Source organism: Patescibacteria group bacterium, assembly GCA_041661505.1.
Taxonomy (GTDB): Bacteria; Patescibacteriota; Patescibacteriia; order Patescibacteriales; family JBAZCA01; genus JBAZCA01.
In genome coordinates this window covers 14,488-30,470 of the sequence record JBAZUF010000004.1, presented here as the reverse complement: position 1 = coordinate 30,470, position 15,983 = coordinate 14,488, and the positions used below count along the sequence as shown (strand labels likewise).

General features: G+C 46.3%; 14 protein-coding genes. 10 read left to right on the top strand and 4 right to left on the bottom strand.

From position 1 onward, the window contains the following. Window positions 1-14 precede the first annotated feature (14 nt). From WC715_04380 to trpA, 10 genes are all read left to right on the top strand, one after another. Window positions 15-1,328: a shikimate dehydrogenase gene (locus tag WC715_04380; GenBank protein MFA6171656.1), complete on the top strand. Its 1,314-nt coding sequence runs from the start codon at window positions 15-17 to the stop codon at window positions 1,326-1,328. Between the two features lie 19 nt (window positions 1,329-1,347). After that, on the top strand, window positions 1,348-2,019 hold the full coding sequence (gene aroD / locus WC715_04375; GenBank protein MFA6171655.1) for a type I 3-dehydroquinate dehydratase: 672 nt from the start codon (window positions 1,348-1,350) through the stop codon (window positions 2,017-2,019). A 27-nt stretch (window positions 2,020-2,046) separates the two neighbouring features. Next, on the top strand, window positions 2,047-3,120 hold the full coding sequence (gene aroC / locus WC715_04370) for a chorismate synthase (GenBank protein ID MFA6171654.1): 1,074 nt from the start codon (window positions 2,047-2,049) through the stop codon (window positions 3,118-3,120). Window positions 3,121-4,193: 1,073 nt separating this feature from the next. Then, complete coding sequence (locus tag WC715_04365; GenBank protein ID MFA6171653.1) at window positions 4,194-5,606, top strand: anthranilate synthase component I family protein; 1,413 nt, start codon at window positions 4,194-4,196, stop codon at window positions 5,604-5,606. 4 nt (window positions 5,607-5,610) lie between these two features. Next, window positions 5,611-6,213 (top strand): aminodeoxychorismate/anthranilate synthase component II, encoded by a 603-nt coding sequence (locus tag WC715_04360; GenBank protein MFA6171652.1) that lies wholly within the window; start codon window positions 5,611-5,613, stop codon window positions 6,211-6,213. A 5-nt stretch (window positions 6,214-6,218) separates the two neighbouring features. Further along, the gene (gene trpD / locus WC715_04355) at window positions 6,219-7,232 is read left to right on the top strand and encodes an anthranilate phosphoribosyltransferase (protein MFA6171651.1); all 1,014 of its coding nucleotides are present in this window, start codon (window positions 6,219-6,221) and stop codon (window positions 7,230-7,232) included. Window positions 7,233-7,282: 50 nt separating this feature from the next. Then, window positions 7,283-8,143, top strand: coding sequence for an indole-3-glycerol phosphate synthase TrpC (gene trpC / locus WC715_04350; protein MFA6171650.1), 861 nt, complete (start codon window positions 7,283-7,285; stop codon window positions 8,141-8,143). Further along, entirely contained in the window at window positions 8,140-8,805 is a 666-nt protein-coding gene (locus WC715_04345; protein MFA6171649.1) for a phosphoribosylanthranilate isomerase, read from the top strand. The genes trpC and WC715_04345 overlap by 4 nt, the downstream gene beginning before the upstream one ends. 6 nt (window positions 8,806-8,811) lie before the next feature. Beyond that, window positions 8,812-10,059 carry a tryptophan synthase subunit beta gene (gene trpB, locus WC715_04340; GenBank protein MFA6171648.1) on the top strand — a complete coding sequence of 416 codons (1,248 nt, stop codon included), beginning with the start codon at window positions 8,812-8,814 and terminating at the stop codon, window positions 10,057-10,059. Between the two features lie 46 nt (window positions 10,060-10,105). After that, the gene (gene trpA / locus WC715_04335; GenBank protein MFA6171647.1) at window positions 10,106-10,912 is read left to right on the top strand and encodes a tryptophan synthase subunit alpha; all 807 of its coding nucleotides are present in this window, start codon (window positions 10,106-10,108) and stop codon (window positions 10,910-10,912) included. Window positions 10,913-10,999: 87 nt separating this feature from the next. On the opposite strand, the gene WC715_04330 is transcribed toward trpA, so the two are convergent. From WC715_04330 to ilvD, 4 genes are all read right to left on the bottom strand, one after another. Beyond that, window positions 11,000-11,374, bottom strand: coding sequence for a RidA family protein (locus WC715_04330; protein ID MFA6171646.1), 375 nt, complete (start codon window positions 11,372-11,374; stop codon window positions 11,000-11,002). A 79-nt stretch (window positions 11,375-11,453) separates the two neighbouring features. After that, window positions 11,454-12,503 (bottom strand): ketol-acid reductoisomerase, encoded by a 1,050-nt coding sequence (gene ilvC / locus WC715_04325; GenBank protein ID MFA6171645.1) that lies wholly within the window; start codon window positions 12,501-12,503, stop codon window positions 11,454-11,456. Window positions 12,504-12,603: 100 nt separating this feature from the next. Next, the gene (ilvB, locus tag WC715_04320; GenBank protein MFA6171644.1) at window positions 12,604-14,313 is read right to left on the bottom strand and encodes a biosynthetic-type acetolactate synthase large subunit; all 1,710 of its coding nucleotides are present in this window, start codon (window positions 14,311-14,313) and stop codon (window positions 12,604-12,606) included. Window positions 14,314-14,349: 36 nt separating this feature from the next. Next, window positions 14,350-15,969 carry a dihydroxy-acid dehydratase gene (gene ilvD, locus WC715_04315; GenBank protein ID MFA6171643.1) on the bottom strand — a complete coding sequence of 540 codons (1,620 nt, stop codon included), beginning with the start codon at window positions 15,967-15,969 and terminating at the stop codon, window positions 14,350-14,352. Window positions 15,970-15,983: the final 14 nt, after the last annotated feature.

The following is a 15,983-nucleotide window of genomic DNA, read 5'->3' as shown; positions in this document are numbered from 1 at the left end:
CTTAACCTTATTATATGAACATCGTCTTAATCGGTTTTATGGGTTCGGGAAAAACCAGCCTGTCAAAAATCCTGGCTAAAAGGCTGGGATTTCAGGCGGTTGAAATGGATGATTTGATTGTTAAAAAAAGCCGGAGAGAAAACATCAATGAAATTTTTGAGAAAGGCGGGGAAAAAACTTTCCGGCCGCTGGAAGCCCGGGTGGCAAAGGAATTGTCGGATATTGATAAAAAAATAATTTCCACGGGCGGAGGCATTGTTATGAATGAAAAAAATATCCGCAATCTGAAAAAGAACGGAAAAATCATCTATTTAAAAGATGGGTTTAAAAATATCGAAAAAAGGCTGAAAAACGACAAAACCCGTCCGCTATTTAAGGACCGGGAATCGGCCAGAAAACTTTTTAAATTGCGAAGCCCGCTATATTCATTGTACGCGGATGAAGTTATTGACTGTATAAAAAACCCCGATCTTAACGCGATTAGCGAGAAAATTATAGCCGTCCTGGAAAAAGATTTGAAAAAAGTCTGCCTGATAATCGGCGACCCGATCGCCCATTCTCTTTCGCCCGCCATGCATAACGCCGCCTACCGGGCGCTTAAAATCGACAATCGGTTTATTTTTTTATCCGCCCGGATAAAAAAACCCGAAGTAAAAAACGCGGTAAAAGCGGTTAGAATATCCGGCATCCGCGGCTTAACCTGCACCATGCCGCACAAGGAAGCCGTAATGAAATTCCTTGATAAAATCGACCCGGTAGCAAAAAAAATCAAAGCGGTGAATACGGTAGTGAATGACAAAGGCCGGTTGACGGGCTATAATACTGATTGGCAGGGAGCGGTGATTCCTTTGGAAAAAATGACCCGGCTGAAAAATAAAAAAGTAGCTTTGCTGGGTTCCGGCGGCGCTTCCCGGGCTATCGCTTACGGCGTAACAAGAAAAGGGGCGAAGCTAACCGTATTCGGGCGGGACGCGGAAAGGGCCGGAAAACTTGCCAAAGAATTCAAGGCGAGTTATTGTGATTTTTCGGAAATTCACCGGGTTAATAATTTTGACATTATTATTAACGCGACACCGGTCGGAATGAAGCCGCGGATTAACAAAACGCCGGTCCCGGCCGAGTTTTTACATAAAGGACAAATTGTTTTTGACGCGGTTTATTCGCCTCCTATAACCAGATTATTAAAAGACGCGAAAAAGAAAGGAGCGAAAATTATTCCTGGGCTGGAAATGCTTTTATACCAGGGCGCGGCCCAGTTTGAATATTACACCGGGAAAAAAGCGCCGGTTCGAGCCATGAGAAAAGTATTGTCTAAAAATTTAAAATAATAATATCGGCAAGATTAATATGAGAATTTGCGCGGTGGTTGCGGAAAAAAATTTAAAAGAGTTCTTGTCTAATCTGCGGATTGCCCAAAAGCAGGCTGATTGGGTTGAGTTAAGGGCGGATTACATTAAAAATTTAAAGCCGGAACATATCTCCGCCATCAAAAGAGCGGTTAAAAAAAGTTCCATTTTTACCTGCCGGAAAAAAAGCGAAGGCGGTAAATTTCCGGGCGCGGAAAAAGAAAGGCTCGCCATATTAAACACAGCTTTAAAATCCGGTTTTGATTTCGTTGACATAGAATTGCCGGCCATTTCAAAAATTAAAATTCCGGGCGGGCCGAATGGTTCCAAGATAATCTGCTCCTACCACGACTTTAAAAAAACCCCGGCCTTGCCGAAGCTTAAGGATGTTGTGAAAAAGATGGGAGTTAGCAAAGCTAATATAATGAAAATTGTTACCATGGTTAATAATGAAAAAGACAATCAAAAACTTTTTGAACTGCTAGCCAGCCGGAAGAAAAATCAAGAAATGATAGTTTTGGGCATGGGCGAAAAAGGAAAAATTACACGGCTCTTATCGCCGCTTTGGGGCGGATTCCTCACTTTCGCTTCTATCGGAAAAACTACCGCGCCGGGCCAGCTTACGGTTAAAGAATTGAAAAATGTTTACCGGAAAATGGGCATCATTAAATAACATATTAATATCCAATCGAGAAAAACTATGAATACTTTTGGAAAATTATTTACTATTACTACTTTCGGCGAATCGCACGGAGCAGGCGTAGGCGCCATAATTGACGGCTGTCCGGCCGGATTGGAAATAACTGAAGCTTACATCCAAAAAGAGCTTGACCGGAGAAAGCCCGGGCAAAGTAAAATTACCACCCAAAGGAAAGAAGAAGATAAAATCCAAATTTTATCGGGCGTTACCGGCGGCAAGACCACCGGCGCTCCGATTCTTTTACTGGTTAAGAATAGCGATGCCCGTTCGGAAGACTACGAAAACTTAAAAGAAGTTTACCGCCCGGGGCACGCGGATTTTACTTATTCGGCCAAATACGGAAACCGCGAATGGCGCGGCGGCGGCCGGGCGTCGGCCAGGACGACATTAGCCCAGGTGGCGGCCGGAGCCATCGCCAAAAAATATTTAAAGGAAAAATTTTGCGTTGAAATTATAGGCTTTGTCGATCAGGTAGGAAGCGTAAAATCCGAAGTTGATTATTCCAAAGTAAGCTTAAAAAAAATCGAAGCCAATCCGGTAAGATGCCCGGATGAAACAGCGGCGAAAAAAATGATTGCCCTTATCGAAGCCGTTAAAGCGGAAGGCGACTCAATCGGCGGAAGCGTATCGGCGGTAATTAAGAATGCCCCGGTCGGCTTAGGCAGTCCGGTATTTGATAAATTGCCGGCCGATCTGGCCAAGGCTATGCTCGGGATCAATGCCGCCAAAGGTTTTGAAATCGGGTCAGGCTTTTGCGCCGTGGAAATGCGCGGGAGCGAACACAACGACTCGTTTTACGCGGAAAAAGGCCAAGTCAAAACCCGCACCAATTTCTCCGGCGGAACCTTGGGCGGAATATCAAACGGCGAAAATATTTATTTCCGGGTGGCCTTTAAGCCGACTTCAACAATAGCCAAAGCCCAAGAAACGCTCAACCGCCAAAATAAATCCATCACTTTAAAGGCCGCCGGCCGGCACGACCCCTGCATCGTTCCCCGGGCGGTTCCCATCGTCGAGGCTATGGCCGCCTTGGTAATCCTTGACCATTACCTGCGCTATAAAGCCTATAAATAATTCTTCTGCCAGGCCCATCCTAATATGCATAAAGCGCCGAACTTGCATTAAAACAAAAATCGCCCCATCAAAGTCGGGCGGTTTTTTTAGCGGAAAGTTCTGGGCGGGCGGGGAAAGCGCGTGCTTTGCTTCCCTCGCCCGACGTGCATGCTATTTAGCAGAGATCTCTCTCGCATTCTCCGCAATTGCTTCCGCATTGAACGCGAAAAGGATTGCGGAATCTCACAGGCGGACGCCGCGGAACTTGGCATATTGCCACCACGCCTTTCATGCTTCTTATTCCGCTTCTGATTGACAGCTCGACTTGCCTGTCAGGTTTTAAACTAGTATCCAGGGTCAGCCGATCCTGACCCATCACAACCACTCCATCGGGAAAATCCTTTTGCAGAGTGGTGTGTATTTCACTGGCCATCCCAGGCTGTGTCGAAATTACAAAAAGGTTCATAACTTTCTCAATTCTAGGCAGACTTATCTCTGCCGGTTGGAATTTAAGACTCCAGGCACCTAATACGGGCTCCGCCAATTATTACTTTTTAATAAAGAGCGCAATAAAACCGGCTTCATTATTGAGACCGGTTTGCATCTATAATAGATATTATCATGCTACTGCTTTTTCTGTCAAACCGGGCGTTTATTGAAAAAACCCCCAGAAAATAACCATAACTTTCGGGCATTTGACAGCAGTTTAGCTCTGTGCTATAAATAATATTAAGCAATTTAACAACTATAAAGCCTAAAACTGGATCCCTTGGTTCTGCCAAGGGACTGGGTCTAGTTTACCCCGTCTTGCGCAATACAGGACGGGAAAGGCGGCTCTTGCGCTAGTGAGGGCCCGGCTTCCTCCGTAACCAGAGGATAACTGATTTCAATTTACGAGTCAGTAAGCGTTCTCCGCCTCGGGCGGAGGAAAAAAGGGTGGCACCGCGGGATAACCTCTCGTCCTTTTATCTAAAATATTTTATTTAGATAAAAGGATGGGAGGTTTTTTAATTCCAGCGGCCGGATAAAAAAGCTGGCAACATCTTTTCCTGAATTACCCGCCGCATGCGAACGAGAAAAAACAAATTAATCTTATGACGCTGCCGAAAATAAAACTTAAGAATAAAAAACCGAGCTATATAAAATTCGCCGAGGACGCTGATTTTTTTGAGCTATTCAAAAAAATTGAAGAAAATTTCGAAGACTGCTTCATTCTCGAATCCTTGGGCGAAGAGGGCGGCCGCTCGCGCTATCACGTAATCGGGTTCGGCCCGGAAGCAATTTTGGCCGCCGCCGGAAATGAATTAAGCCTTACAAACTGCCGCGCCAAAAACGGCAAGATTGAAACTAAAAAATTCCGGGTCGAAAATCCGTATTACGCCTTAAGGAAAATTGTTCCCAATAACGTAATTTCCCGCCAATACGCCGGAGGCCTTATCGGCTATATCGCCTACGAAGGCATGAATTATTTTGAGCCGGCTATTAATCTAGCGCCGCATAAAAATTTTAGCCAGTTTAAATTCGGGGTTTACACCGACGGATTGGTTTACGATAAAATGACGGGCGAATCTTTTTACTTTCACTACGGCCAAAACCGCGCGCCCTTGATAAAAAAAATGGCCTTCGGCAAAAAGGGCGGCGGCGCAGCGGTAAAAAATTCCGGCCCGAAAAAACTTAAGGTAAAATTCATCCGGGACACAAAAACCAAAAAAGAGCATGAGGCGATGGTAAAAAGGATAAAAAAAGACATAACCGAGGGAAAAATCTTCCAGTGCGTGGCCGGGTTTAAAAGCGAATTTGAAATAAGGGGAGATGATATTTTAATTTATGAAAGTCTGCGGAAGGTCAATCCTTCGCCCCACATGTTTTACCTCAAATTCGGTCCGGAAAAAATAATCGGCGCATCGCCCGAGCTTTTATTCAGGTTAAGAGAGGGGGAAATGGAAACTTTTCCCTTGGCCGGGACGGCCGCTCGCGGGACCAGCCGGGCCGAAGATTTAAAACTTACCCGCCGACTTTTATCCGATCCGAAAGAAATCGCCGAACATTCAATGCTAATCGACTTGCACAGAAACGACATCGGCCGGGTCGCCCGGTTCGGTTCCGTCAAAGTGAAAAACGCCATGGATGTAAAAAAATTCAGCCACGTCCAGCATATTTCTTCAGAAGTGGCCGGCATCATCCGGGAAGGCGAAGACGCCTTTTCCGCCCTGGCCGCCAATTTCCCGGCCGGAACCTTGACTGGCGCGCCAAAAATCGAAGCGATGAAAATAATCGAGCGCGAGGAAAATGAGGCGCGCGGCCCTTACGGCGGCGCGGTCGGGCATTTCGGCTTTTCCGGCGAATGTACTTTTGCCATTCCCATCAGGTCATTATTCATTTACAAAAATAAGGGCTACGCCCAGACCGGCGGCGGGATTGTTTATGACTCAAAACCGGGAAAAGAATACGCCGAAATTAAAAGTAAGCTTTTCGCGATGAAGAAAGTTCTAAAAGAATTTGAATAATTCTATGAAAATCCTGATAATCGACAATTACGATTCCTTTACTTACAACCTTTACCAGTATATCGGCGAAATTTTAGAAGCCGAAAACCGGCCCTTTGAGCTTATAGTAAAAAGGAACAGCGAAATTACCGCCGGACAGATTGAAAAAAGCGGCTTTGATAAAATAGTAATTTCCCCCGGCCCCGGCGATCCGTCCGAACCGGCTTATTTCGGGGTGTGCGCCGAGGTTATAACCCGGCTGGGAAAAACCATTCCGGTTTTAGGCGTTTGCCTGGGCATGCAAGGCATCGCCCATTACTGCGGGGGAAAAGTCATAAGAGCCAAGCGGCCGATGCACGGAAAAGTAAGCCGGATAATGCATGACTCTAAAGGGTTGTTCCGCGGCCTGCCCCAAAACCTTGAAGTCATGCGCTACCATTCTCTTGTAGCCGATGCTAAATCCCTTCCCTCATGCCTTGCAATAACCGCCCGCGCCGCCGATACCGGCGAAATTATGGGGCTAAAGCACAAAAAATATCCAATCTGCGGAATCCAATTCCACCCGGAATCTTTCGCCACTGAAGGCGGAAAAATACTGCTTAAAAATTTTATTTTAGGAGATAAATAATTTTTATGATAAATGAAATTTTAAAACTGCTGAAAGGCAAAAAAAATCTCACCCGTGAACAAGCATGCGAAATGCAGATGAACATCATAGAAGGACAATTGGCTAAAGATGAAATTATTGGAATTTTCAAATCTTTCGAGGAAAAAGAAATGACCGAAGAGGAGCTCGCGGGAATTGTCGAAGCGACGCGGAAAAAAATGGCCAGGGTAAAAATAGATTTCGATACGCTGGATAACTGCGGAACCGGCGGAGACGGGTTCAGTACTTTTAACATTTCCACGGTTTCCGCGATAGTTTGCGCGGCCGCGGGAATTCCGGTGGCTAAGCACGGCAACCGGGCCGCTTCAAGCGAATGCGGTTCGGCCGACGTATTGGAAAAACTGGGCGTGAAAATAAATCTTGATCCGGACCAGGCGAAAGAATGCTTAAAAGAAGCCGGCATCGTATTCATGTTCGCGCCGAATTTCCATCCAGCCTTGAGGCATGTTAAAGACGCGCGGGCCGAATACGGGAAAAAAACATACTTTAATATTTTAGGCCCAATGCTGAATCCCGCCCAAGCCACCCATCAGCTGATTGGATTGGCGGACGCGTCCAAAGCCGGAATAATCGCCAAAACTTTGATACAGACCGGCGCTAAAAAAGTAATTCTAGTTCACGGAAAAGAAGGTTTAGACGAAGTGAGCATCGGAGGCGATACAGAGCTTTATACTTATGAAAATGGCCGGGCCGCGCGATGCGAAATAAATCCTCGCGATTTTGGCTTAAAGCTGTATAATATAGAGGAAATAAAAGGCGGCGGCGCGGATCAAAACGCCAAAATATTCTTAAACGTCTTAAATGGCAAGGCAACCGAAGCCCAGTTAAACGCCGTACTTCTAAATTCGGCCGCGGGCATGCTCGCTTTTGGGAAAGCCGGAAAAATGGAAGAAGGGATAAAATTGGCGAAAGATATGATTGAATCGGGAAAAGCTCTTAGCAAGCTTAAAGACTTTATTGAGATTTCAAACAAAGTATAGGCCTGCCTGGCCGGAGCGGCCAGGCCGCATTAAATTATCCAGATATCTTTATGCAATACAAAAAAACCAATACTATTCTTGATAAAATTTGCGAAAACAAAATCCTGGAAATTAGTGAAAGGATGAAAAAAACCAGTTTGGACGGATTGCAAGAAAAAATCAAAGCCGATAAGGAGGGCAATAATTATGAGAAAAGGGATTTTGCCGGAACCTTAAAGAAAGAAGGGCTTTCATTAATCGCGGAAATTAAAAATTTTTCCCCTTCTGCCGGCCAAAAGGCCTTCCGGGAAGGATTCAATCCTTTGGAAATCGCCCAGATTTTCGAAGACCATGGAGCCAGCGCTATATCGGTTATAACCGAAGAAAAATTTTTTAACGGCAGTCTCGGCTTTCTTCCTTTGGTAAAAGGGGCTGCCGGTTTACCGGTCCTCTCCAAAGACTTTATTTTTGATCCTTACCAGCTATATGAATCCAAGGCTTTCGGCGCCGACGCCGTTCTTCTGATCGCCGCGATTCTAGAGGAAGAGCAGCTAAAAGAATTATATTCTTTGGCTGGCCGGCTGGATCTTGATGTTTTGGTCGAAGCGCACGATGAGAAAGAATGCCAAAGCATAGCGCGGCTTATGTCCAGTATAAAAAAACCCGGCTCAAGCATCATCGGCATCAATAACCGGGACTTAAAAAGCATGAAAATTGACATAAATAATTTTCCGCGGCTTTCCTCTTTAATCCCTGATGATATAATAAAGGTGGCGGAGTCGGGAATTAATTGCCGGCTGGACGCCGTAAAAATGAAAGCGGCCGGCGCGAACGCGATTTTAGTCGGCACATCCTTAATGAAAGCCGGGAATATCGGCGAAGCAATTGACGAGTTAATGGCCTTTGATGATGGCGCCGCCGAAAATATATGAAAGTAAAATTTTGCGGAATTACTAATTTGGAAGACGCGAAGAACGCCATAGCGCGGGGCGCCGGCTATCTTGGTTTTATTGTTGATTTTCCCAAAAGCCCAAGATCTGTTTCGATTGGCAAGTTTCTGAAACTGGCAGAAGAAATAAAAACTCTTAAATCAGTGTCAAAAAATTTTCCAAAGATCGTTGCCGTTACCGTTAACATGGAAGAGTCAAAACTGCTTAAATTAGCGTCAAGCGGATTGGTTGATGTTTTGCAATTCCACGGCGATGAGGCGCCGGAATTTTGCAGCCGGTTTAAAAAAAATATCGAAGTCTGGAAATCATTTAAAATAAAAGGGGAGGAAAACGAAAAAGATAAAAAAACGGAGCTTGAAAAATACCTGGGAAAAATTGATAAATTTCTTCTGGACGCTTCCAGCGCGGAAGATAAAGCCGGGGGAAAAAAGATAAAATTCGAAAATTACAAAATTTTCACCCGGCTAAGAAAACTGGGCTGGCCTTTAATCCTGGCCGGCGGCATAAGCCCTTTGAATATAGATTCATATATTAATAAACTCAAACCGGAAATAATCGATGTATCGCAGGGAGTTGAAGACTATCCCGGAAAAAAAAGTAATGATAAAATGAAACTGCTTATGAAAAATATAATCGCGGAATAAAAAAATATGAACATCTTTATAAAAACTAAGTATGACGCCGATCGGGGCGGGCACTTCGGAAAGCTCGGCGGAAGGTATGTGCCGGAAATGCTTATCCCGGCCCTGGAAGAATTAGAAATCGCTTACGAAAAAGCAAAGCGGGATCCGGGATTCTTAAAAGACCTCATGAGCCTTTACGAAAACTACGGCGGCCGTCCGACGCCGCTTTATTTTGCCGAAAATTTAACCCGCCGCCTGGGCGGAGCCAAAATCTTTATTAAGAATGAAGGCCAAAATTTAACCGGCGCCCATAAGATGAACCACTCCTTAGGCCAGGCGCTCCTTGCTAAGAGGATGGGCAAAAAAAGGCTTATTGCCGAAACCGGAGCGGGCCAGCACGGCCTTGCCACCGCGACCGTGGCCGCTAAATTCGGCTTTAAATGCACGGTTTACATGGGCAAAGTCGATTACCAGCGCCAGCGCCCCAACGTCTTTTGGATGGAACAATTAGGCGCCGAAGTCGTCCCGGTTTTGCACGGCACCCAAAGGCTAAAGGACGCGGTAACCGCCACCCTGCAAGATTGGATAACCAACGTTGACGACACTTATTACCTCCTGGGTTCGGCTCTCGGCCCCCATCCCTACCCGTCAATCGTCCGGGACTTCCAAACCATCGTCGGGCTCGAAGTAAAAAAGCAATTAAAAGAGATCTATAAAATAAAAAAACCGGATTACATTGTCGCCTGCGTCGGCGGCGGCTCGAACGCCATCGGGATTTTCAACCCTTTTCTTGACGATAAAAGCGTAAAATTAATCGGCGTTGAAGCCGGCGGAAGAGGAATAAAAAAAACGGGCGACCACGCCACCCGGCTCCAAAAAAACCAAAAAGTCGGGGTGGTTGAAGGTTATAAATCCTATTTTATCCAGGATGCCGACGGCCAAATCCAGAATACCCACAGCATTTCAGCCGGCCTCGATTATTCCGGAATCGGGCCGGAGCACGGAAAGCTGTTTGAGGAAAACCGGGTGGAATATAAATATGTTACTGATAAAGAAGTGCTAGCCGCTTTTAAATTGCTGGCTTCAACCGAAGGAATAATTCCGGCTTTGGAGTCTTCCCATGCCGTCGCCCATGCCATCAAGCTCGCGCCTAAGCTAAAGAAAAATAAAACCATCGTCATTAACCTTTCCGGCCGGGGAGACAAAGATATTTTTATCGTGGCGGAAGCTTTAGGCGACCAGGGCTGGAAAGACTATTTAAAAAGTAAAATATAAGGCGGGCGGGAATTCCACGAAAGAGAATTCCGGCATCCATTATTATATGAATAAGATCAATTTACAGCTTGAAAAAATAAAAAAAGAAAATCGCCTCGGCTTGATGACTCACATAGTAATCGGCTATCCGACTATAAAAGAAAGCTTGAATTTAGTTAAGCTTATGGCCCGCTTAGGCGTTGATTTTGTCGAATTGCAAATTCCCTTTTCCGATCCGATGGCGGACGGGCCGACAATCATGAAAGCCAATAAGAAATCCCTTGATAACGGCACCCGGGTTCGCGACTCTTTTCGCGCCATGAAAGAGCTTTCGCGCCAGGTAGAAATCCCTTTACTGTTTATGGGATATTTTAACGTAGTCTTAAATTACGGAGTAGAAAAATTCTGCCGCGACGCCGAAGCGGCCGGAGCCAGCGGCCTTATTTTTCCCGATATTCCCTTGGAAGAGGAAGCCGAAGAACACTATATCCGCCACGCGAAGAACAACAATCTTATTCCTATCCGCCTTCTTTCCCCGGCTTCTACGGCCGAGCGAGCGAAAAAAAACGCCAAAGTAGCCGGCGGATTTTTATATTATGTCGGACGCAAAGGGACAACCGGCGTGAAATCCAGTCTGGACCGCTCTTTAAATAAGCATCTAAAAGAAATAAAACGCTATATCCATATTCCGATCGCCGTGGGTTTTGGCATATCAAAAAAAGAACACCTCCAGTCCTTGAAAGGAAAAGCTGAATTGGCGGTAATCGGAAGCGCCTGCCTAAACGCCTACACCGAGGCCCGCGCGGGCCAAGGGCTAAAGGCGGTAGAAAAATTTTTAGGGGCTTTAATAGCCGAAACGAAAATAAAAAAATAAACTTTAATATAAGTAATATAAGAGCCACCCCTTTTAGGATGGCTCTAAATTGCTTGGTTATTCCGCAAAAATCGGGTTTTGGGCGGGCTAGGCCTTGGCCGTTACTTCAATTTCAATCCTTGCGCCTTTAGGAATCCCGGCAACTTGAATTGTAACCCGGGCCGGATAAGGCTCGGTAAAATACTTGGCGTAAACTTCGTTAGCTTTCTGGAAATCGGCCAGGTCGGCTAAGAACATGGTGGACTTTACCACGTTTTGAAAGCCCATTCCGGCCTCGGACAAAAGAGCTTTTATGTTCTCTAAAACTTGCGCGGCCTGCGCTTCGATATCGCCTTCCACAAGGCTTCCGTCCGGCCTTAGAGGAATTTGCCCCGAAAGAAATAAAAATTCTCCGGATTTTATCCCTTGCGAATACGGCCCAACGGCTTTTGGCGCGTTGCCGGAACTGATTACTTGTTTCATAGCAATATATTTATTTTATAAAAACAAAATAGGCTTCAAAAAAGCTCGCCTGCCGCTTTCGCTAAAGGCCGGCCAAAAATTACTTTTGCCTCTCCGGGCGCAAGGCGCGAACCGCCGCTCCGGCCTGCCATAATTCCGAATTGCGCATATCTTCCAGCTCTTTATTTAATTTTGCCCGATAATCCGGATCGCTATTGGCTTTTAAAACCACCTGGCACTCCTCGCCGTTTTTTACCCGGCCGTATAATTTTTCAAAAACCGGTTCCACCGCCTTTCGAAATTCGTGGCGCCAGTCCAGGGCTCCGCGCTGGGCAGTCGTAGAGCAATTAGCATACATCCAATCCATCCCGTTTTCCGCCACTAAAGGGATTAGGCTCTGGGTCGCTTCTTCAACCGTTTCATTAAAGGCTTCGGACGGCGAGTGCCCCATCTTCCGCAACAGGTTGTACTGGGCTTCCATAATGCCGGCCAAAGCGCCCATTAAAACTCCGCGCTCCCCGGTTAAGTCGCTATAGACTTCTTTTTCAAACGTAGTGGGAAATAAAAATCCCGATCCTACGGCAATGCCCAAAGCCCTAACCCGATCGGCCGCCCGGCCGGTAGCGTCCTGGAAAATCGCGTAGCTTGAGTTAAGCCCTTTGCCGGCGACAAACAAGCGGCGGAGCGAAGTCCCCGAGCCTTTTGGGGCGACTAAAATAACATCCACGTCAGCCGGCGGAATGATGTTGGTTTGGTCTTTGTAGGTTATTCCAAAGCCGTGGGAAAAATAAAGGGCCTTGCCTTTGGTCAAATGTTTTTTAACAGTCGGCCAAAGAGTGATTTGCCCGGCGTCGGAAAGAAGATAGCAAATAATCGTTCCCTTTTCCAAGGCTTCTTCAATTTCAAACAAATCTTCTCCCGGTTTAAAACCATCCGCTAAAGCCTTGTCCCAGGAAGCGCCGGGCTTTCTTTGTCCGACAATTACTTTAATGCCGTTGTCTTTCAAATTTAAAGCCTGCCCCGGCCCCTGGACGCCGTAGCCGATAACGGCCACCACTTCATTAGCCAGCACTTCCCGCGCCTTTTCCAAAGGAAATTCTTCCCTGGTCGTCACCTCTTCTACTACTCCTCCAAAATCAATTTTTGCCATAGTATTTTTTTTATTAGAATATTTTAATGTTTATTAATTGTAATTAATTTTTTAAATGCTCGCAAAATGAAAAATTAAAAACAATAACTTAAATTAATAATTATTTACAAATTAACGTATCTCTTAAAGCTTGCCCCGGCGGCACCATGGGAAAAACATTAGCCTCCGGCTCGATAGCAAACTCAAGAAAAATCGACTCTTTTCCCGCCGCCGCCCGCTTTATCATCGGCGCCACCTGATCAAGTTTGGTAATCCTATATGCTTCGATGCCGTAAGCTTTCGCGACTTCGATAAAATCGGGATTGCAAAGCGGCGTAGACATATAATTTTTCTTAAAAAACAATTCCTGCCATTGGCGCACCATGCCCAAAAACCCGTTATTTAAAACAATAATCTTTATCGGCAATTTTTGTTCCATTATCGTCCCCAGCTCCTGAATATTCATCTGCAGTCCCCCGTCGCCCATAATTGACCAAACCTGGGCGCCGGGCTTGCCGGTTTGCGCGCCTACCGCCGCCGGCAGGCTGTAGCCCATACAGCCCAAGCCGCCGGAAGACAAAAATTGGCCGGGATAAGTATAGTCAAAGTAATGCGCCGTCCACATCTGGTTTTGCCCGACATCCGAAACGACGACTGCATTTTTGGCCGCTTGTTTAGAAATTTCTTCAATCACTTCAAAGGCAAAAATATGCCCGGTTCTTTTCAGCTTGGCTTCAGTTTTAATTTTATCAAGGCTGGTCCTTTCTTCTAAGGTGCAGATTTGATCGACCCAGCGCCGGCTTTTGCGCTCTCTTTTATATCCGGCCAATTTTTTGTTCATTAGCCTTAATATGCTTTTGGCGTCGCCTATAAGCGGAACGTCCACCTTAACATTTTTTCCGATTTCTCTCGCGTCAATATCCAAGTGGATTACTTTAGCCCGCTTGGCGTAATGCTCAAGATTCCCGGTAATCCGGTCGGAAAACCTGGTTCCCAGGGCGATAATAAGATCAGCGCTATGCACCGCCAAATTGGCGTAAGCCATGCCATGCATTCCGGCCATGCCGAAATTTAAAGGATGCTTATCCGGCAAAACGCTTATTCCCAAAAGCGTCGTAACAAACGGCAGTTCATTGGCTTCTATAAATTCTTTAAACTCTTCTGATCCGCCCGACAAAATTATACCATGGCCGCCGATAACAATCGGCTTTTTCGCTTCATGGATTAATTTAACTGCCTTTTCAATTTCTTTTTCCGTTTCCCGGCTTACTTTATAATCCCGTCCGGATAAAGCTTCCGCGTCCTTGTCCCGGGGATAAGAAAATTCCTTCACTTCGGCTTTAATAACGTCCACCGGCAAATCAATATGCACCGGCCGGGGGCGCCCCGAGCGGGCGAGGTAAAAAGCTTCTTTAATTATTTTCGGCAGGTCTTTTACGTCTTTAACAAAATAATTCTTCTTGGTAATAGCTTTAGTAAGCTCGGTCATTTTTATTTCCTGAAAAGCGTCCGTGCCGTAAATTTTGGTGGAAACTTGGCAGGTGATGGCCACCACGCCGATTGAGTCCATATAAGCGTTGGCGATGCCGGAAATTAAATTGGTCGCGCCCGGTCCGGAGGTCGAAAGGCAGACTCCCGGCTTGCCGGTAACGCGGAAATAAGCATCAGCCGCCATAGCCGCGCCCTGCTCGTTTCTTGGAAGGATGTGCCTTATTTTCGGATAAAAAGCCAGCCGGTCATGCAAAGGTATGGTTACCCCTCCCGGATAGCCGAAGATTACCTCGACTCCCTCTTCCAGTAATGATTTTATTAATACGTCAGCTCCGATCATATAAATTTAACATGGTAGAATATAATCAAAAATAATTCAGGCTTTTTTGTTATCCTTTCGGTATTTTTCCAGCATCTTGGTCATTTTTCTTTTAGGAATTTTTAAATTCTTCTTCCTCTTTTTAATTTCCGCGCGGCTTAGCGCCACATTTAATTTTCTTTTGGGAATATCAATCTCAATCAGGTCGCCGTCTTTTATAATGCCGATTACTCCGCCATGAAAAGCTTCGGGTTCAATATGGCCGATAGCCGCCCCCCGAGTTCCGCCGGAAAAACGGCCGTCGGTAATCAGCGCGCACTTTAATCCGGCGCCGGATATGGCGGCCGTGGGCGTAAGCATTTCCGGCATGCCCGGCGCGCCGGCCGGACCCATAAAATTAATTACGATAATGTCGCCGTCTTTAATTTTTTTCCGGGCCACGGCTTTTAAAATTGCCTGCTCGCCGGAAAAAACTTTGGCCGGCCCGGTAATTTTCAGCATCTCCGGTTCGACCGCGGTCTGTTTTACTACCGAAGTCCGCGCTAAATTCCCTTTTAAAACCGCGATGCCGCCTTCTTTATAGAACGGGTCCGAAAGCGGCCTTATTACTTTTTCATTCCGCACCCTTCCTTCTTCGGCAATTTTTAAAATATTCTTTTTATTAATAGTTATGGCTGGCTTTAAGTATTTTTTCAGGCGATTTAACACCGCCGGGATGCCTCCGGCCTGATCCAGTTCTTCCATAACATAAGGCCCGGCCGGCCGAATATGGCAAATATTGGGAGTTTGCCGGGAGGCCTGGTCAAATAGCCCGAGCTCCAGCTTAATTCCGCATTCTTTGGCAATGGCCGGCAAATGCAGGGCCGTATTGGTCGAGCCGCCGATAGCCATGTCCACTCTTATTGCGTTTAAAAACGCGTTTTTGGTCATTATATCTTTTGGTTTAATGTTCCTTTTTACCAGTTCCACAATGCGCCGGCCGGTTTCATAAGCTTGTTTCTTTTTTTTCGGATCCAGGGCGAGCGTTGTGGCAGAGCCCGTTACTGACATGCCTAAAACTTCGGTCATGGCCGCCATAGAATTAGCGGTAAAAAGCCCGGCGCAGCTCCCGGCGCCCGGGCAGGATTCGCATTCAATTTTCAAAGCCTCTTTTTTGGATAATTTTCCGGCTTCAATTTGCCCTACCGCCTCAAAATCGGAAATCACGTCCATTTTTTTTCCATTCACGATTCCCGCCTTCATCGGCCCGCCGGTTAAAATTGCCGCCGGAAGATTAAGCCTCCCGGCCGCCATTAGCATTCCGGGCGTGATTTTGTCGCAGTTAGTTACGCCAACCCAGCCGTCCAGGCTATGAGACAGCACCATGATTTCTATATTGTCGGCGATATGCTCCCGGCTAGGCAGTGACAGGCGCATTTCGACGTGCATGGCAATGCCGTCGCAAACCCCCGGTACGCCCCACTCAAACGGCACGCCGCCGGCATCGCGGATTCCCCGCTTCACCTCTTCTGACAGCTCGCGCAGATGAATGTGCCCGGGAATAATATCGTTATAAGAATCAGCCACGCCGATAAAAGGCTTTTTAAAATCCGCGCCGCGCAAGCCGTCAGCCCGCAAGAGCGCCCGGTGCGGCATAGTGGCAATTCCCTTTTTTAATTTTTCTGATGGCAGTTTCATAAGAGGCAGTTTCA